Below are 18114 nucleotides of genomic sequence, written 5' to 3'. Positions count from 1 at the left end.
CCCCCGGCTTCCCCGAACCGCCCCCGGACCCGCCCCCGCCGCCGTGGCCCGGCTTCGCCCCCGACGGCCGCGGCCGTCGGAGGCGGTGCTCAGGCCAGGTCGGGGTGGACGTCGCGGTACCACCCCTCGGCGGCGAGCAGCTCGGCGTGGGTGCCGGTCTGCACGACCCGGCCGTCGCGGACCACCACGATGCGGTCCACCCGGTCCAGGCCGGTCAGGTCGTGGGTGATGAGCAGGGTCGAGTAGTCCTCGGCGGCGGCCAGCAGGTCGGCCACCACCGCGTCGCGGGTGTCGGGGTCCAGGTGCGCGGTGGGCTCGTCCAGCACCAGCACCCGCGGGGCCGCCAGCAGCGCGCGGGCCAGCGCCAGGCGCTGCACCATGCCGCCGCTCAGCCCCAGGCCGTGGGTGCCGACCCGGGTGTCCAGGCCCTCGGGCATCGCCTCGACCTCGTCGGCCAGGCGGGCCCGGCGCAGCGCCTCCCACAGGTCGTCCTCGTCCGCCTCCGGGCGGGCCAGCCTGAGGTTCTCGCGCAGCGAGGAGGCGAACACGTGCGGGTCCTGCGGCACGCCCGAGACCACGGCGCGCACCTCGTCGGCGGGGTGCGCGGTGATGTCGGCCCCGCCCAGCTCCACGCGGCCCGCGTCGGGGTCGCGGAACCGCAGCAGGACGGAGGCCAGCGTGCTCTTGCCCGCCCCGCTGGGACCGACCACCGCGACCGTCTCCCCGGCCGGGACGTCCAGGTCCACGCCGTCCAGCGCCCACGGCCCGTCCTCGGCGTAGCGCACCCGCAGCCCGCGGACCCGCAGGGAGGGGTCCCCGTGCGGGTCCAGGCCGGTCCGGCCGGCCGGGGCGGTCGCCGCCGGGGTGTCCAGCACCCCGAACAGCCGCGCCCCGCTCTCCCGGATCGCCCCCAGCTTCGCGGCGACCGCGGGCAGCGGTGCGACGATCTCGAACGCCGCCAGGGTCACCAGCACCAGGACCGCCAGGGAGACCGCGTCCAGGCTCCCGCCCTCCACGGCCAGGACCCCCAGGAACAGGGCACCCCACACGCTCAGCCCGGTGATGAGCGCCGTCGCGCCCGCCCCCAGGCCCAGGACCGCGGCGTCGCGCCGCGCCATCCGGGTCAGCTCCTCGTCGGCCTCGTACACCCGGGCCGCCTGGCGGTCCATCGCCCCGTAGGCGATGAGGTCCGGCGCCCCGTGCAGGGTGTCCACCAGGGCTGTCGACAGCCTCCCGCGCGCCACCGCCTGGCGGCGGCCCGGGGCCCGGCCCAGGGCGGCGGCCGCCCACGGCACGGCCAGCCCCGCCAGCAGCAGGCCCCCGGCCAGCAGCGCCCCGCCCGGCGCGTACACGGCGGTGACCACCAGGACGGTGGCGCCGCCGGTCACCAGCGACACCAGCGGCGGGGTCAGCCCGCGCACCAGCAGGTCCAGGGTCGCCTCGGTGTCGTTGACCAGCCGCGACACCAGGTCGCCGGACCGGAACCGGCCGAACGGCTCGGTGGCGGCGAGCCTGCGGTACACCCGCACCCGCACCTCGGCCAGCGTGCGGAACGCGGCGTCGTGGGTGACCAGGCGCTCCAGGTACCGGGCGACGCCCCTGCCCACGCCCAGCGCCCGGGTGGCCACCACCGAGATCCCCAGGGCGGTGATCGCCGGGTGCGAGGCGGCGGTGGCCAGCATCCACGCGGCCACCCCCAGCAGCGCCACCCCGGCCCCGGTGGCCGCGGCGCCCAACAGGACGCCCAGGGCGAAGCGCCCGGCCCGGGGCCGGGCCAGCGCCGTCATCCGCCGCAGCGGGTCGCGGCGCCGCTCCGCCTCGGGGACGGGGGCGGTGTCGGCCGCGCAGGCTTCGGTGCGCGGGGTCTCGGTCGTGCTCATCGGTTCAGGGCCCCTTCGCGTCCGGGCAGCGGGAGTCCGACGACCCGGGCGCCGAGGACGGCCTCGGCCCAGCCGGTGTCGTGGGCGACGATGACGGCGGTGCGGCCCTGGAGGAGGCGGTCCACGGCGGTGCGGACCGCGGCGGCGTTCTCCGGGTCCAGGTGGGCGGTGGGCTCGTCCAGCAGCACCAGCGGCGCGTCCCGGCAGAACGCCCGGGCCAGCGCGATCCGCTGGCGCTGGCCGGCGGAGAGCCGCGCGCCGCGCTCGCCGAGCCGGGTGTCGTACCCCTCGGGCAGCGCCGACACGAACCCGTCGGCCTCGGCCAGCCGGGCCGCCTCGCGCACCCGCTCCAGGGACGCGTCGGGGGCGCCCAGCCGGATGTTGTCGGCCACCGACACGTCGAACAGATAGGGGTGCTGGGGCACCCAGGCGACCCCCAGCCGCCAGTCGTCGGCGGGCACGGACTCCAGCGGCGCCCAGTCGCCGCCGGGCGCGCGCACCTCGATCCGGCCCGCGTCGGGGGTGTTCATCCGCAGCAGCAGGGACAGCAGGGTGGTCTTCCCCGACCCGCTGGGGCCGGTGAGCAGCACCCGTTCCCCCGCGCGCACGGTCAGGTCCACGCCGGACAGGGCGGGCAGGTCCCTCCCGGGGTAGGTCAGCGCCACCCCGCTCAGCCGCAGGTCGCCGGAGGCGGCCGGGGCGCGCCCGCCCGAGGGCGCGGGGGCGTCGCCGCTCCCGGACCGGGGCCGCTCCAGTTCGGCGAACACCTGGTCGGCGGCGGCCACGCCCTCCATGCTCGCGTGGAACCGGGCGCCGACCTCGCGCAGCGGCAGGTACGCCTCCGGCGCCAGGATCAGCACCAGCAGCGCCGTCTGGTAGTCCATGTACCCGCCGAGCAGCCGCAGCCCCACTTCCACGGCGACCAGCGCCACCGCCAGGGTGGCCAGCAGCTCCAGGGCGAACGCCGACAGGAACGCGACCCGCAGTGTCCCCATGGTCGCCTTGCGGTGCTCCTCGCCCACCTGCCGGATGAGCGCGGCCTGCGCCTTGGCCCGGCGGAAGACCGCCAGGGTGGGCAGCCCCTCCACCACGTCCAGGAAGTGGCCCCCCAGCCTGCTCAGCAGCCGCCACTGCCGCTCGGTGCGGCTCTGGGTGTGCATGCCGATGAGCGCCATGAAGACCGGGATGAGCGGCACCGTCACCAGGATGACGATCCCGGAGATCCAGTCGGCCCAGAACACCACCACCAGCACGGCGACCGGCACGATCGCCGCCAGGACCAGCTGGGGCAGGTAGCGGGCGAAGTAGTCGTCGAGCGCGTCCAGCCCACGGGTGGCCAGGGTGACCAGCTCGCCGGCCCTGGGAGCGTCCCCGTCCGCGCCGCGCCCGGCGGTCCACACCGTCCCGTCGCCGGTGACGCGCCCGATCAGCCGCCGCCGCAGGATCGACTTGGTGCGGGCGGCGCTGTGCAGCGCGGAGGCCTCGGCCAGGTACGACAGCAGGGCACGGGCCAGGGCGATCCCGGCGACCGAGGCGACGGCCCACCCCAGCGCGTCGAACCCCGCCCCGGCGAAGGCCTGCGAGATGACGTGGGCGAGCAGCCAGGCCTGGGCCAGGATCAGCCCGGTGACCGCCACCCCGCTGAGCACGGAGACGGCCAGGTGCGCGCGGACCGCGTCGGCGGTCCGCACCAGGCGCGGATCGAGCGGTTTCAAAGGAACCCCTTCGGTGGATGGGCGTGCATCCGGACAGGGCTGGGCCGGAGGCGTCCGCGGGCGGGTCGGCGGACGCACACGCCCAGTCTGTCCGATCGCCGCCGGACGCGGCGCGGTCCCCGCCCCCGGGGCGGCGGGGGCGGGGACCGCGGGGCTCAGGCCCCGGAGGCGCCCGGGGCCACGGTCTCGCCGGTGACGGTGGCGCCGGTGACCCGCTTGCGGAACACCCAGTAGCTCCAGCCCTGGTACAAGAGCACCAGCGGCAGGAAGACCACGGCGACCCACGTCATGATGGTGAGCGTGTAGTCGGCCGACGAGGCGTTCTCGACGGTGAGGCTGAACGCCGGGTCGGTGGTGGAGGGCAGCACGTTCGGGAACAGCGAGCCGAACAGGACGACCACGGCCGCCGGGATGGTCACCGCCGTGAGCGCGAACGCCACCCCCTCGCGCCGGAGCCGCGCCGCGGCGACGGCGCCCGTGAGGGCCAGGGCGGCCAGGGCCACGAGAGGCCAGGTCCACGCCGGGCCGTGGGCCAGCTGCGTCCACAGCAGGAACGCGGCCGCAGCGGGCACCGCGACGCAGGCGGTGCGCAGGGCCGCGGTGCGGGCGCGCGCCCGCACCGGCCCGTCGGTCTTCAGGCTCAGGAACACGGCGCCGTGCAGCGTGAAGAGCGACAGGGTGGTCAGCCCGCCCAGCAGTCCGTACGGGTTGAGCAGGTCGAGCACCGAGGCGGTGACGACGTGGTCGGCGCCCATGGCCACGCCCTGGACGATGTTGGCGAAGGCGACGCCCCACAGCAGGGCGGGCGCGGCGCTGCCGAAGAAGATGGCCCGGTCCCACCACAGGCGCCAGGACGCGTCATCGCGCTTGCCGCGGTACTCGAAGGCCACGCCGCGCAGGATGAGCGCGACCAGGATGAGGAACAGCGGCAGGTAGAACCCGCTGAACAGGGACGCGTACCAGGCGGGGAAGGCGGCGAACATGGCGCCGCCCGCGGTGAGCAGCCACACCTCGTTGGCGTCCCACACCGGCCCGATGGAGTTGATGGCGACCCGGCGGTCGACGGAGTCGCGCCTGCCCATGAACGGCAGCAGGACGCCGACCCCGAAGTCGAACCCCTCCAGGACGAAGTACCCGATCCACAGGACCGAGATGGCGATGAACCAGATGACGGCCAGATCCATGTGCAGGGACCTTCTTAATAGCTGAAGTGAGGGATCTTCGACTCGTCGCCGTCCTTTTCGAGGTCGGGGACGAGGTGGGACGGGCCCGCCTTGATGTACTTGACCAGCAGCCCGACCTCGACGACGGCGAGGGCGCCGTAGAGGAGGGTGAACCCGGCCAGGCTGAACGCCACGGTGCCCAGGCTGACGCCGGGCGAGACGCTGGCGGCGGTGAGCAGGTAGCCGTGGACGGTCCAGGGCTGGCGGCCCATCTCGGTGAGCACCCAGCCGAAGATGTTGGCGGCCAGGGCGGCGGGCAGCGCGAGCACGGCGAGCGGGTAGAACCAGCGGGTCAGCCGGCCGTCGACCGACGGCGTCCGGTCCCGGCCCCGGGTGAGCCACAGCCCCACGGCGGCGATGGCGACCCCGGACAGGCCCAGGCCCATCATCAGGCGGAACGACCAGTACGTGACGAACACGTTGGGGATGTAGTTCCCCTCGCCGTACTCCTCCTCGTAGGCCTCCTGGAGGTTGTTGATCCCGTGCACCTCGCCGTCGAACTCGCCGGTGGCGAGGAAGCTGAGGATGTTGGGCACGGTGATGTCGATGGGGTTGTACCGGGCCTCGGTGTCCCCGACCGCGAAGGTCGAGAACGGCGCGCCCTCCTCGGTCTCCCACAGGGCCTCGGCGGCGGCGAGCTTCATGGGCTCGTACTGCGCGGCGAGCTTGGCCTGGTGGTCGCCGGAGAACACGACGACGGCGCCGGCGACCAGCGTGAAGACCAGGCCGACCTTGAGCGTGCCGCGGAACAGGGCGAAGTCCCCCCGGGGCGGGCGCACGTCGGGGACGCCGGTGTCGCCGTGCTTCTGGTTGCGCCAGAGCTTGTAGGCGCTGACGCAGACCACGAACAGCCCGGCGGTGATGAACGCGGCCGAGACGGTGTGCAGGTACGTGGACCATGCCTGGTCGTTGCTGAGCACGGCCCAGATGTCGTTGAGCTCGGCGCGCCCGGTCTCGGGGTTGACCTCGAAGCCGACCGGGCGGCGCATCCAGGCGTTGGCGGCGAGGATGAAGTACGCCGACAGGTTGGTGCCCACGGCCACGATCCAGATGCAGGCCAGGTGGACGCCGCGGGGCAGCCGGTGCCAGCCGAAGATCCACAGGCCGATGAAGGTGGACTCCAGGAAGAAGGCGAGCAGGGCCTCCATCGCCAGCGGGGCGCCGAAGACGTCGCCGACGAACCGGGAGTACTCACTCCAGTTCATGCCGAACTGGAACTCCTGGACGATGCCGGTCACCACGCCCATGGCGAAGTTGATGAGGAAGAGCTTCCCGAAGAACTGGGTCGCCTGGAGGTACTCGTGCCTGCCGGTGCGGTACCAGAGGGTCTGGAGCACGGCCACGATGAACGACAGGCCGATGGTCAACGGAACGAACAGGAAGTGGTAGATCGTGGTGACACCGAACTGCCACCGCGCGAGTTCAAGGGCTTCCATACCCGCCTCTCAGATACCGACCGCCGGTAGTACTACACATCGTAGTTCTACAGCTTGTCGTAGACGCCCCGGGGTGCTGTGGGATGGGTCCCCTTGAGGGCTTGCGCGCGAACCGGGGGGCGCCTTCCGCGGGGTCCGCGGGGGAGAACGGCCCAGATCGGACGTCCTGAACTGCGAAGACGTGCGGGTCGGGCGGGAGGGGCGGCTGACATTGTGGACTCGGACACATGCGGTCGGCCGGGCGGGCCGGGCCCGGAGCCGGGCCGACGCACCCGCGCCGGGCGGTGACGACGGCGGCGGCGCACCCCCGTGGGGTGCGCCGCCGCCGGAGGGGGCGCGGTTCAGCCGCCGGTGCGGTCCGCGAGCATCCGCTCCATGAGGTCCACCTCGGCGCCCTGGGCCTCGATCATCCCCTCGGCGAATCCCACGACCATCGCCTCCCGGCCCAGGTCGGCCTCGGCCTCGGCCATCACGATGCCCCCCAGGTGGTGGGCGGTCATCAGCTCCAGGAAGACGATCTCGGCCTCCACGCCCTCGGCTCCGCGCAGCTCGTCGAGCTGTTCCTCGGTGGCCAGCCCGGGCATGGTCTCGGGGATCCCGTCCCCGCTGCCGTCGCTGTGCTCGTGCCCCGCCATCCAGGCCATCGGCCGGTCCGGGGCCCGCACCGGCAGGTCCCAGGCCAGCAGCCAGCCCTGCATCCGCCCCACCTGGGCCTGCTGGGTGCGGGCCATGTCGGTGGCGACGGTGCGCAGCTCCGGGTCCTCGGTCTTCTCCAGGATGATCATCGACATGTCCACGGCCTGGTTGTGGTGGACGCTCATGTCCCGCAGGAAGCCCGCGTCGGCGCCCGTGTCCAGCGGATACGAGGGGCGCCCCAGCAGGTAGCCGCCGAGCAGGGCGAATGCGACCAGGATCACGACCGCCCAGGTCGGAATGGACGTCAACTGGGCCGGCTCGTGCTCGGACTCCTCCGGAAACTCCCCCGGCACCGTGTCCCCGCCGTCGTCCCCGGGGCGGTCCGCGGTGTCGCCGAGGTCACCGATCGGGTCGCGCTCGGTACCGCTTTCGTCTCCCATGGGAACCATCCTGGTCAAATCGCACGACTGTGATGCCAAAGTAGAGGATAGGTAAGTCCCAGGCCCCACCACCCACCTCAGGAGACCCCGTGGCCAAGAAGAAGACGGCGGAGGAGCGCCGCCAGCGCGCGGCCGCCCTCAAGGCGGAGCGCCTGCGCAAGGAGAGACGGCGCAAGGTCCTCGGCATCACCGGCGGCGCACTGGCCGTCGTGGTGGTCGTGGGCCTCATCGGCTTCCTTTTCTACATGGACCACCGCAGCCGGCAGATCCCCGGCATGGCCGAGCACGAGGTGGACTCCTACGTCCACGTCGACACCGGACAGCGGGTCGACTACCAGCAGAGCCCGCCGGTCGGCGGCGACCACTGGAGCGCCTGGCAGAACTGCGGCGTCTACCCCGCACCGGTGACCCCGGAGTTCGCGGTGCACTCCCTGGAGCACGGCGCGGTCTGGATCGCCTACGACCCCGACCTCCCCGCCGACCAGGTCGAGCAGCTCAACGGCTTCTACACCGCGGGATCCTACCTCGTGGTCTCCCCCTACGAGGGTGAGATGGACGGACCGATCGTCGCCTCCGCCTGGGGCCGCCAGGTCGCCGTCGACGACCCGGCCGACGAGACCCTCCAGCGCTTCGTCCGCGCCTTCGAGCAGAGCAACGACGTGCCCGAGCCGGGCGCGCTGTGCTCTCAGGGCGTGGCCGAGAACGCCGAGGAGGTCGAGGCCATGCTCGCCGCCGGCGGCGGCGAGGACATCGCCGAGGAGATGGACGGCCCCGCGGAGGGGGCCGAGGGGGACGACGCCCCGGCCGAGGGCGAGAGCGGGGCTCCCGCCGAGGAGCAGGGCGACGCCCCCGCCGAGGAGGAGTCCGAGTAGACGGCGCCTCCCGAGGCAGGGAGGTGCGCGGGGCGGGGCGGCCGGGGCCGCCCCGCCCCTTCGTGTCCGGCCCGGGACCGCCCCCGGACCGCTACAGCTCCCCGTCGGGCAGCGGCGGCAGGTGCTCGGAGACCAGGTCGCTCACGGTGGTGAGGGCCGCGGCCGGGGGGCCGTAGGAGGTCGGGACGAGCAGTTCGACGTAGGCCTCGTGCCCGACGGCGGTGAAGACGGTGGGGGCGTCCGCGGGCTCGGACAGCCACGGGACCCCGTTGACCTCTTCGAGCAGGGAGTCCGGCGCCAGGGAGACGGGCCGCTCCACCCCGCAGCGCAGGCCGATCGCGGGTTCGCCCCAGGCGGCGGTGAGGTCCGACGCGGGACGGACGCCGACGCGCCCGGCGTCCATGAGGGTGTCCGGCAGGTCGGCGACCAGGGCCGCGCACGACTCCTCGGCGGCGGGGCCGGGTACCGGCGGTTCCATGCGCACGGTCTGCGCTCCGCACCCGGTGACGGCGAGGGCGAGGAGCACCGGGGTCCAGCGCAGGAGTATGCGCACCACATTCTCCGAGGGTCGGTCAGATGTTGACGATGGGGCAGGTGAGTGTCCGGGCGATCCCGTCCAGACGCTGGATCCTGGCCACGACCAGGGAACCGAGCGAATCGATGTCGTCGGCACCGGCCTGGGCGATCACATCGTAGGGGCCGGTCACGTCGTGCGCCTCCGCGACCCCCTCGATGCCCCTGATCCGCTCGGCGACCTCCGCGGCGCGGCCGACCTCGGTCTGGATCAGGATGTATGCCTGCACCATGTGTACTCCTTCGTGCGTGCCGGGTACGGGAGCACCTGACGGTGCGGCCGATGGCGAACGTGTGACGAACGTGGGTCCAGACCACCGCGCCGGAGCGTCACCGTACCCTGTTCCCTGTGGAGAACACCATTGGGGGCCTGGGTGAGTTCGCTCTGATCAGACGCGTGACGGGGCGATTCCCCGCGACGGGCGATGTAATCCTCGGACCGGGCGACGATGCGGCCGTCGTCGCGGCCCCGGACGGCAGGACCGTGGCCACCACCGACCTCCTGGTGGAGGGGCGCCACTTCCGGCGCGACTGGTCCACCGCGCGCGACGTCGGCCACCGGGCGGTGGCGCAGAACTACGCCGACGTCGTCGCCATGGGCGCCCGCCCCACCGGCCTGCTCATCGGCTTCGCCGCCCCCGCCGACCTGCCCCTGGAGTGGGCCGAGGAGTTCACCCTGGGGGTGCGCGACGAGTGCGCGGTCGCGGGCGGGGCGGTGGTGGGCGGGGACACCGTCGGCTCCACCGTCCTCACCGTCGCGATCACCGCGCTGGGCGACCTCCAGGGCCGGGCCCCGGTCCGCCGCGACGGCGCCCGCCCCGGCGACGTGGTCGCCTACTGCGGCCACCTGGGCCTGTCCGCCGCCGGGCTCGCCCTGCTCACCGCGGGGACGGACGGGCCCGCCGCCTGCCTGGACGAGTACCGCCGGCCCTCGCCGCCGTACGCGGCCGGCCCCGAGGCGGCCCGGCTCGGCGCCACCGCCATGCTCGACGTCAGCGACGGCCTCGCCCAGGACCTGGGGCACGTGTGCCGGGCCTCGGGGGTGGGCATCGACCTGGATCCCGGGCTGCTGCGCCCCGCCCCCGAGCTGGTCGAGGCCGTGCGGATCCTGGGCGGCGGCCCCGCGCGGGCGTCGGCCTTCATGGTCTCCGGCGGCGAGGACCACGCGCTGGCCGCCACCTTCCCCGAGGGGACCGACCTGCCCGACCACTGGCACCGGATCGGCCGGGTCCTGCCGGCCGCGGAGGGGGAGCGGCACGTCACCGTGGCGGGACGGGTTCCCGAACGCACGGGTTGGGATCATTTCCCCGGGGAATGAGCGCGTTTGGATTTGTCTGTTTTGGCTTGCGCGCTAGGCTTGCGGCCGAGCAACGCCCGCCCCCGCCGCGCCGCGGCGGCCACCGGGCGGGTGCCCGCGTCCCGGGCACCGGTGCGGGAAGATCGGCATCCGATCCCGGGGAGAGGCGGTCCATGGGGCGCCACGGCCAGCGGCAGGGCATCCGTCGCGGTGCGCACCGCAACGAGCCCGAGGACACCGGAGCGCTGCGCCGGCTGGGCGGCCTGATCGGCAGCACCGTTCCCAAGCGCGTCGAGCCCCCGCGGCTGCTCAACGTACTCGTCGTGTCCGGTGTGATCCTGGGCCTGCTCCTGTTCGGCTACAGCACCACCCAGATCTACCTCCAGTTCGGCGGCGGCCCCGGCGGCGGCGCGCAGAACCCCGGCACCCAGGACGGGGCGGGCCCCAGCGGCGACATCACCCCCGAGCCCGAGGCCGGGTCGCCCGAGCCCCGGACCCAGGCGGGCACCGAGCCCACCACCGTCTCCTACCGGATCGTGGAGTCGGTCGAGGCCGGGTTCACCGGCGAGGTCACCGTCACCAACACCTCCCGCGCCAGGCTCGACGCCTGGGAGCTGGCCCTGGCCTTCGAGGACGCCGAGGTCACCCACGTGGAGGACGCCGACTGGGAGGCCATCGACGACGGCATCCTGGCCCGCCAGCCCGGCGGCGCCGACGGACTGGCGCCCGGGGAGAGCGCCTCCCTCACCTTCCAGGCGCTGGGCGCGCCCCAGAGCCCCGTCCGCTGCTCCCTCAACGGGCACATCTGCCGCCTGTGACGCGGCAGCGCCCGGCCGCCCTGCGTCCCCGGACACGGCGAAGGCCCCCCGACCGGAGTCGGAGGGCCTCGAAGACCTGTCGGGGACGGTGCTCCCTAGCGGGTCACCTTGCCGGCCTTGATGCACGAGGTGCAGGCGTTCACGCGCTTGGGCGTGCCGCCGACACGGGTGCGAACGGTCTGGATGTTGGGGTTCCAGCGGCGGCGGGTGCGACGGTGCGAGTGGGAAACACTGTTACCGAACCCTGGTCCCTTGCCGCAGACGTCGCAAACGGAAGCCACGGTAACTCCATTCAAGCGCTCGGGATCGCGCACGTCGCCGCACGCGAAAGATCAACCGGCCGGAAAGACCGGGCGGACAGGCTGGCGCGGAAGCCAACCGTGGAAGAGTACACGAGGGAAGGTGAAACGCCCCCTGCGTGCGCCGGCGGAACACGATGCCGCCGGAAGGACCATCGAACGTCACCACGCGGGCATGGCGAGAACACGATGAACTCACACGAGTATAGCGCTGCCGGAGACGGCGGCGGACATCCGTGCCTTCGGCCCCCGTCCCGGGAGAATGCCGACCCGTCCCCGGCACCGCCGCCGAGCGTCGGCGCGGGGCACTAGCGTGGTCCGTGACCGGCGATCCTGAAGAGGAAGACCATGAGCACCTGGGACGAACCGCTGGGCCGGGGCCCGCTGCGCGGCAAGACGGCCAAGGCCCTGGAGGAGAAGCTCGGCCTCCACACCCTCGGCGACCTCCTGCGCTACTACCCGCGCCGCTACGACCGCCGCGGCGACCTCACCGACCTGGCGCTGCTGCGCGAGGGCGAGCAGGCGACCGTGCAGGCCAGGGTCCTGGACGCCAAGAGGCGCACCGTCCCGCCCCGCCAGGGGCGGCGGCGGATGGACCTGCTGGAGGTCGTCGTCACCGACGGCACCGGGCGGCTGCACCTCACGTTCTTCAACCAGGGCGCCTACCACCAGACCCGGCTCACCCCCGGCCGGCTGGCCATGTTCTCCGGCCGGGTCGACACGTTCAAGGGCCGCCGCCAGCTCGGCCACCCCCAGTACGAGCTCCTCGACGAGGACGGCTCCGAGGAGGACCGGGCCCGCGCCTACGCCGACGAGCTCATCCCCGTCTACCCGGCGGTCAAGGGCATGGACTCGGCCACCGTCGGCCGCGCCGTGGAGGTGGCCCTGGGCGTGGCCGGCGACCTGCCCGACCCGCTCCCGCCCTCCGTGGTCGGCGACCGCCTCCCCATCGGCGACGCCCTGCGCCGCATCCACCGGCCGCGGACCGACCAGGACATCGGGGCCGCCCGCCGCCGTCTGAAGTGGGACGAGGCGTTCGTCCTGCAACTGGCGCTGGCCCGCAGGCGCCGCGACGCCGAGAGCCTGCCCGCGGTGCCCCGGCCCGGCGCCCCGGACGGCGTCCTCGACGCCTTCGACGCGCAGCTGCCGTTCACCCTGACCGAGGGCCAGCGCGAGGTCGGCGACCTGCTCGCCCGGCGGCTCGACTCCGCCCACCCCATGCACTGCCTGCTCCAGGGCGACGTCGGCGCGGGCAAGACCCTGGTGGCGCTGCGGGCCATGCTCCGGGTGGTGGACTCCGGCGGCCAGGCCGTCCTGCTCGCCCCCACCGAGGTGCTGGCCCAGCAGCACCACCGCTCCATCGGCGCCATGCTCGGCGCACTGGGCCGGGCCGGACAGATCGACGGGGCCGAGCGCGCCACCCGGACCGCCCTGCTCACCGGCTCCATGGGCGCCGCGGCCCGGCGGGAGGCCCTGCTGGACGCCGCCTCCGGCGCGGCCGGGATCGTGGTGGGCACGCACGCCCTGCTCCAGGAGCACGTGTCCTTCGCCGACCTGGGGCTGGTGGTGGTCGACGAACAGCACCGGTTCGGCGTGGAGCAGCGCGACGCCCTGCGGTCCAAGGCCGCCGACGGCCGCCCGCACGTGCTGGTCATGACCGCCACGCCCATCCCGCGCACCGTCGCCATGACCGTCTACGGCGACCTGGACGTGATCGCCCTCACCCAGCTCCCGGCCGGCCGCGCCCCGGTGTCCACCCACGTGGTCCCGGCCAGGGACAAGCCGCACTTCCTCACCCGCGCCTGGGAGCGGATCCGCGAGGAGGCGGGCAACGGACGCCAGGCGTTCGTGGTCTGCCCGCGCATCGGCGACGGGGAGTCCGCCGAGGACGCCCAGGACGCCGGGGAGGAGGGCGAGCGCGCCCCGCTGTCGGTGCTGGAGGTCGCCGCCCGGCTGACGGAGGGCCCCCTGTCGGACCTCGCGGTGGAGGTGCTGCACGGGCGGATGGCCCCCGACGACAAGGACGCGGTGATGGGCCGCTTCTCGGCGGGCACCACGGACGTGGTGGTGTCCACCACCGTCGTCGAGGTCGGCGTGGACGTGCCCAACGCCACGGTGATGGCCATCATGGACGCCGACCGGTTCGGGGTCTCCCAGCTGCACCAGCTCCGCGGCCGGGTCGGCCGGGGCGGCCTCCCCGGCCTGTGCCTGCTGGTCACCGAGGCCGAGGAGGGCTCGCCCTCCCGGGAGCGCCTGGACGTGGTCGCCTCGACCACCGACGGCTTCGCGCTCTCGCAGGAGGACCTGCGGATGCGCCGCGAGGGCGACGTGCTGGGCGACGCCCAGTCGGGGCGCTCCAGCCTGCGCCTGCTCACCCTGCTCAAGGACGAGAAGGTCATCGAGGAGGCCCGCGGGCGCGCCGCCGCCCACCTGGAGGAGGACCCGGAGCTCACCGCCCACCCGCCGCTGGTCCGGGCCCTGGAGGAGCTGCTCCCGGAGGAGCGCGCCGAGTACCTCGACAAGGCGTGAGACCGGTCCCTACCCGGTGTGGTGGGCGTACCAGAGGACGGCCTCGCCGTACCCGCGCTCGCGGTCGCGGGTGAGCCCGGCGGGCCAGTCGGGCTCGGCGCCCCGCTTGGAGCGCTCCACCACCACCAGCGCGCCGTCGGCCAGCCAGCCGCGGGAGACCAGGTCGGCGAGCACCCCCGCCACCTCGGCGTCGGCCACCGCGTACGGGGGGTCGGCCACCACCAGGTCGTAGGGCTCGCCGGGACCGCCCTGGGCGATCACCCGCTCCACCCGGTCGGCGGCCAGCCGGGCGCCGGGCAGGCCCAGCGCGGCGATGTTGTCCCGCACCACCTGGGCGGCCCGCCGGTCGGCCTCCACCAGCAGCGCGTGGGAGGCGCCGCGGGACAGGGCCTCCAGGCCGATCGCCCCCGACCCCGCGTACAGGTCCATCACCCGCAGCCCGGTCAGCGGGCCGAGGTCGGACTGGGCGGAGGCGAACAGGGCCTCGCGGGCCCGGTCGCTGGTGGGGCGGGTGGTGCGGCCGTCGGGAACGGAGATGCGGCGTCCCCCGGCCGTCCCGGCGATGATGCGGCTCATGGCACCACCGTAGCCAAGGCGCCGTGCCGCCCGGACGCCCCGGCGCGCCTCCTCCCGCGGTGGTGACCGTGGGGGGAAAGTGACCACTAAGCGGGAGTTGCCCGAATCCGTACCGGGAACGACCCCTACGATCGCGGGTACCCGAACGCCATGTACGAAAGGGGCGATCCATCGTGCGCCGTGCCGTCTGCCCGGGTTCCTTCGACCCCGTGACCTACGGTCACATCGACATCATCGGCCGGGCCGCCAAGCAGTACGACCAGGTCGTCGCCGCCGTGCTCAACAACGTGAACAAGCGGGGCCTGTTCACCGTCCCGGAGAAGCTGGACATGCTCCGCGTGGGAACCGAGGACCTCGCCAACGTCGAGGTCGCGGAGTTCGACGGGCTCCTGGTCGACTACTGCCGCGCCAACGGCATCGACACCATCGTGCGCAGCCTCCGCTCGGTCAGCGACTTCGACTACGAACTCCAGATCGCCCAGATGAACTACCGCCTGTCCGAGGTGGAGACGGTGTTCATGACGGCGAACCCGCAGTACTCGTTCCTGTCCTCCAGCCTGGTCCGCGAGATCGCCCAGTACCACGGCGACGTCTCCAACCTCGTGACCCCCTACGTCCAGGACCGCCTGCGCGAGAAGTACACCGCGAAAGGCTGACGCCGCAGGCCTTCCCGGGGCTGATTTGGGTGCTCGGGGACGCGATGGGTAGAATCCTGGTTCGACCATGTGCGTCGCCGTCTTCGGCGTGCGCTCGGGCCGGTACCGGCCGCCGCAGGCGGACCGTCCGGCCCCCGGACTTCTCGTGAAAGCTCGATGACCCTGTCTCGTCTCAATCCCCGTGACCCGTTCGTGGTCGACACCCAGGCGCTGGGCCGCCAGCCGGGGTCGATGCGGACGGTCCAGCGCATCGTGAACGTCCCCGAGGCGTTCGCGAACGCGATGGCCTCCGTGCCCGAGGGCCGCGAGCTGGAGCTCGACCTGCGCCTGGAAGCGGTGATGGAGGGCGTCCTCGTCACCGGGACCGTGCAGGGCCAGATCGCCGCCGAGTGCTCGCGCTGCCTCGACCCCCTCTCCGAGGACTTCGAGGCCGGCTTCCAGGAGTTGTTCCGGTACCCCGCCGACGAGGGCGACCTCCGCTCGGAGGACGTGGAAGCGGACGACGACGATGAGGACTACTATCTAGAGGGCGACCTGCTCGACCTCGAACCCGTGGTCCGAGACGCCGTCGTACTCGCCCTCCCGCTCTCACCGCTGTGCGACCCGGACTGCCCGGGCCTGTGCTCGGAGTGCGGCACCCGGCTCGCCGACGCCGGTCCCGACCACGGTCACGGCGACCGGGTCGACCCCCGCTGGGAGGCGCTGCGCAACCTCGCGGAGCGGCCCGGCGAGTGACAACAGCCCTTCCCCGTGCACCGCGGGGATGATCCCGGCCACCGTGCCGGGCGCCCCGTTCTACGGAGCACACCCCGCCGCGCGCGGGGCCGACCAGATAAGCGACCTCCCGCGATCCGCGCGGGGGTGACCCAGGAGGATTGAAGTGGCCGTCCCGAAGCGGAAGATGTCGCGGAGCAACACCCGGACCCGCCGTTCCCAGTGGAAGGCGTCGCGCCCGGTGCTGGTCAACTGCCCGCGCTGCCGCGACCCCAAGCAGCCCCACGTCGCCTGCCCGACCTGCGGCACCTACAACAACCGCCAGGTCGTCAACCCGGCCTAGGGTGTGCTCGGCGAACGTTCCGCCCGCGCCGGCCGGCGCGGGCGCCGAACCGGCCGAAGGCATCCGGCGAACGCGCCCTCGGGCGCACACGACAGGTCTCTCGGGTCCACCGGACCCGGCTCCTGCCCCCGGGGCGGGCCCGTGACACGGGTCCGCCCCGACCGCTGTCCGGGTACCGCGGGGGAGACGCGCGAGGGCCGGGATTTGTAGAGTGTCACCGAGGGGCGGCCCCGGGCCGCTCCGATCAGCCTCCGTCCACGCGACGGCCGGCCCGCGGACCGCATCGGAGTTCCCGAGTTCGTGGTGGCCGCCGGGGGAGCGGGCGCCGGGTCCGGCGCCGCGCTCCCGCGACGTTCACCTCGTTTTCGAGCATCCCGGTGGGGCCGTGTGTCCGCGACCGCGCACGCGCGCCGTCCCGGCGTGCCCGAACAGGGAAGTGAAACGAGTGGCCACCCAGCTCTCCACCGCCGAGGCCAAGGCGTTCCACCAGGCCATCGGGGTCGAGGTCGACCCCAAGATCCTGGTCCGCGCGCTCACCCACCGCTCCTACGCCTACGAGAAGGGCGGGCTGCCCACCAACGAGCGCCTGGAGTTCCTGGGCGACTCCGTGCTCGGCCTGGTGGTCACCGACACGCTCTTTCGCAAGCACCCCGACCTGCCCGAGGGCCAGCTCGCCAAGCTGCGCGCCGCCGTCGTCAACATGCGGGCGCTCGCGGACGTCGCCCGCGGCCTGGGGATCGGCGCCTACATCCGGCTGGGCCGCGGCGAGGAGGGCACCGGGGGGCGCGACAAGTCCTCGATCCTCGCCGACACCCTGGAGGCCATCATCGGCGCGGTCTACCTGGACCGCGGCCTGGGCACCGCCTCGGACTTCGTGCACCGGCTGTTCGACCCGCTGATCGCGACCGCCTCCGGGCTGGGCGCGGGCCTGGACTGGAAGACCTCGCTCCAGGAGCTGACGGCCGCGGAGATGCTGGGCGTGCCGGAGTACCACGTGGACGAGTCCGGCCCCGACCACCAGAAGACGTTCCGGGCGACGGTCCGCGTCGCGGGGGAGAGCTACGGGCTGGGCGAGGGCCGCAGCAAGAAGGAGGCGGAGCAGCAGGCCGCCGAGTCCGCCTGGAAGGCGATCAAGGCCCGGTCCGAGGCCGCCGGCAACGGAAAGAAGTAGGTTCCCCCATGCCCGAGCTGCCCGAGGTCGAGGTCGTCCGCCGGGGCCTGGCCGCCCACGCCGTGGGCCGCACCGTCACCGGCGCGCAGGTCCTGCACCCGCGCGCCGTCCGCAGGCACGTCCCCGGCCCCGCCGACTTCGCGGCCCGGCTGGAGGGGCGCACGCCCACGGCCGCCCTGCGCCGCGGCAAGTACATGTGGCTGGTCCTGGACGACGGCTCGCTGCTCCTGGCCCACCTGGGGATGAGCGGCCAGCTGCTGGTCCAGCCCCGGGGCAAGCCGGACGAGAAGCACCTGCGGGTGCGGCTGCCGCTGTCGGATGGCAACGAGTTGCGGTTCGTCGACCAGCGCACGTTCGGTCACCTGATGGTGGACGTCCCCGGGGCGCGGGAGGACGTGCCCTCCTCGGTGGACCACATCGCCCTGGACCCGCTGGACCCCGCCTTCGTCCCCGAGGCGTTCGTGCGGGCGCTGCGCGCCAGGGACACCGAGGTCAAGCGGGCCCTGCTGGACCAGTCGCTGATCAGCGGGGTGGGCAACATCTACGCCGACGAGGCGCTGTGGCGGGCGGGCCTGCACGGGCGGCGCGGCACCCGGGGGCTGTCCCGGGCGCAGGCCGAGGCCCTGCTCGGGCACGCGCGCGACGTCATGACGGAGGCGCTGGAGGTGGGCGGTACCACCTTCGACGGGCTGTACGTCAACGTGAACGGCGAGAGCGGCTACTTCGCGCGGGGCCTCAACACCTACGGGCGGGAGGACCGCCCGTGCCGCCGGTGCGACACCCCGCTGGTGCGGGAGTCGTTCATGAACCGCTCCTCGTTCAGCTGCCCCTCCTGCCAGCTCCCTCCGCGCGGGACGCGGGCGGCCTGACCGGGTTGTGGCGGGTGTGACCGGTGGGATTGCCCGGCTCCGGAGCGGACCGGAAACCGACCGGTGA

At 73.9% G+C, this 18114-nt stretch carries 18 protein-coding genes; 9 read left to right on the top strand and 9 right to left on the bottom strand.

Features of this window, described 5'->3' with window-relative positions; translation table 11 throughout:
* Nucleotides 1–89: 89 nt before the first annotated feature.
* The 5 genes from cydC to BUE45_RS14485 form a co-directional block, all read right to left on the bottom strand.
* Nucleotides 90–1880 carry a thiol reductant ABC exporter subunit CydC gene (gene cydC / locus BUE45_RS14505; protein WP_073379839.1) on the bottom strand — a complete coding sequence of 597 codons (1791 nt, stop codon included), beginning with the start codon at nucleotides 1878–1880 and terminating at the stop codon, nucleotides 90–92.
* On the bottom strand, nucleotides 1877–3595 hold the full coding sequence (gene cydD, locus BUE45_RS14500; protein ID WP_073379838.1) for a thiol reductant ABC exporter subunit CydD: 1719 nt from the start codon (nucleotides 3593–3595) through the stop codon (nucleotides 1877–1879). Before cydD ends, cydC begins: the two co-directional genes overlap by 4 nt.
* A 155-nt stretch (nucleotides 3596–3750) precedes the next feature.
* On the bottom strand, nucleotides 3751–4779 hold the full coding sequence (cydB, locus tag BUE45_RS14495) for a cytochrome d ubiquinol oxidase subunit II (RefSeq protein WP_073379837.1): 1029 nt from the start codon (nucleotides 4777–4779) through the stop codon (nucleotides 3751–3753).
* Between the two features lie 14 nt (nucleotides 4780–4793).
* Nucleotides 4794–6254: a cytochrome ubiquinol oxidase subunit I gene (locus BUE45_RS14490; protein ID WP_073379836.1), complete on the bottom strand. Its 1461-nt coding sequence runs from the start codon at nucleotides 6252–6254 to the stop codon at nucleotides 4794–4796.
* Between the two features lie 341 nt (nucleotides 6255–6595).
* Nucleotides 6596–7330, bottom strand: coding sequence for a DUF305 domain-containing protein (locus BUE45_RS14485; protein WP_084737243.1), 735 nt, complete (start codon nucleotides 7328–7330; stop codon nucleotides 6596–6598).
* An 89-nt stretch (nucleotides 7331–7419) separates the two neighbouring features.
* Between BUE45_RS14485 and BUE45_RS14480 the strand changes: the two genes are divergently transcribed.
* Nucleotides 7420–8202: a DUF3105 domain-containing protein gene (locus tag BUE45_RS14480; RefSeq protein WP_073379835.1), complete on the top strand. Its 783-nt coding sequence runs from the start codon at nucleotides 7420–7422 to the stop codon at nucleotides 8200–8202.
* Between the two features lie 91 nt (nucleotides 8203–8293).
* On the opposite strand, the gene BUE45_RS14475 is transcribed toward BUE45_RS14480, so the two are convergent.
* Both BUE45_RS14475 and BUE45_RS14470 read right to left on the bottom strand, forming a co-directional pair.
* A complete protein-coding gene (locus tag BUE45_RS14475) occupies nucleotides 8294–8680 on the bottom strand; it encodes a DUF3515 domain-containing protein (protein WP_143173361.1) in 387 nt (128 codons plus the stop codon).
* Between the two features lie 94 nt (nucleotides 8681–8774).
* Entirely contained in the window at nucleotides 8775–9008 is a 234-nt protein-coding gene (locus BUE45_RS14470; protein ID WP_073379833.1) for an Lrp/AsnC family transcriptional regulator, read from the bottom strand.
* A gap of 116 nt (nucleotides 9009–9124) precedes the next feature.
* On the opposite strand from BUE45_RS14470, the gene BUE45_RS14465 reads away from it, so the two are divergent.
* Nucleotides 9125–10093, top strand: coding sequence for a thiamine-phosphate kinase (locus BUE45_RS14465; RefSeq protein ID WP_073379832.1), 969 nt, complete (start codon nucleotides 9125–9127; stop codon nucleotides 10091–10093).
* Nucleotides 10094–10245: 152 nt separating this feature from the next.
* Nucleotides 10246–10890: a cellulose binding domain-containing protein gene (locus BUE45_RS14460; protein WP_073379831.1), complete on the top strand. Its 645-nt coding sequence runs from the start codon at nucleotides 10246–10248 to the stop codon at nucleotides 10888–10890.
* 95 nt (nucleotides 10891–10985) lie between these two features.
* On the opposite strand, the gene rpmB is transcribed toward BUE45_RS14460, so the two are convergent.
* On the bottom strand, nucleotides 10986–11171 hold the full coding sequence (gene rpmB / locus BUE45_RS14455) for a 50S ribosomal protein L28 (RefSeq protein WP_013151263.1): 186 nt from the start codon (nucleotides 11169–11171) through the stop codon (nucleotides 10986–10988).
* Nucleotides 11172–11537: 366 nt separating this feature from the next.
* On the opposite strand from rpmB, the gene recG reads away from it, so the two are divergent.
* The gene (gene recG / locus BUE45_RS14450) at nucleotides 11538–13718 is read left to right on the top strand and encodes an ATP-dependent DNA helicase RecG (protein ID WP_073379830.1); all 2181 of its coding nucleotides are present in this window, start codon (nucleotides 11538–11540) and stop codon (nucleotides 13716–13718) included.
* A 9-nt stretch (nucleotides 13719–13727) separates the two neighbouring features.
* Here the strand turns inward: recG and rsmD are convergent, their stop codons facing one another.
* The gene (rsmD, locus tag BUE45_RS14445; protein WP_073379829.1) at nucleotides 13728–14294 is read right to left on the bottom strand and encodes a 16S rRNA (guanine(966)-N(2))-methyltransferase RsmD; all 567 of its coding nucleotides are present in this window, start codon (nucleotides 14292–14294) and stop codon (nucleotides 13728–13730) included.
* A 173-nt stretch (nucleotides 14295–14467) separates the two neighbouring features.
* Between rsmD and coaD the strand changes: the two genes are divergently transcribed.
* The 5 genes from coaD to mutM all read left to right on the top strand — a co-directional run bounded on the left by coaD (nucleotide 14468) and on the right by mutM (nucleotide 18047).
* Nucleotides 14468–14950, top strand: a complete 483-nt coding sequence (gene coaD / locus BUE45_RS14440; RefSeq protein WP_073379828.1) for a pantetheine-phosphate adenylyltransferase — start codon at nucleotides 14468–14470, stop codon at nucleotides 14948–14950.
* A 156-nt stretch (nucleotides 14951–15106) separates the two neighbouring features.
* A complete protein-coding gene (locus BUE45_RS14435; RefSeq protein ID WP_073379827.1) occupies nucleotides 15107–15685 on the top strand; it encodes a YceD family protein in 579 nt (192 codons plus the stop codon).
* Nucleotides 15686–15830: 145 nt separating this feature from the next.
* Complete coding sequence (rpmF, locus tag BUE45_RS14430; protein ID WP_073379826.1) at nucleotides 15831–16007, top strand: 50S ribosomal protein L32; 177 nt, start codon at nucleotides 15831–15833, stop codon at nucleotides 16005–16007.
* Between the two features lie 445 nt (nucleotides 16008–16452).
* Nucleotides 16453–17178, top strand: coding sequence for a ribonuclease III (gene rnc, locus BUE45_RS14425; RefSeq protein WP_073379825.1), 726 nt, complete (start codon nucleotides 16453–16455; stop codon nucleotides 17176–17178).
* A gap of 8 nt (nucleotides 17179–17186) precedes the next feature.
* Nucleotides 17187–18047: a bifunctional DNA-formamidopyrimidine glycosylase/DNA-(apurinic or apyrimidinic site) lyase gene (gene mutM, locus BUE45_RS14420; protein WP_073379824.1), complete on the top strand. Its 861-nt coding sequence runs from the start codon at nucleotides 17187–17189 to the stop codon at nucleotides 18045–18047.
* Nucleotides 18048–18114: the final 67 nt, after the last annotated feature.

Source organism: Nocardiopsis flavescens (assembly GCF_900141985.1).
Lineage (GTDB): Bacteria > Actinomycetota > Actinomycetes > Streptosporangiales > Streptosporangiaceae > Nocardiopsis > Nocardiopsis flavescens.
This window is presented reverse-complemented; position numbering and strand designations above follow the sequence as displayed.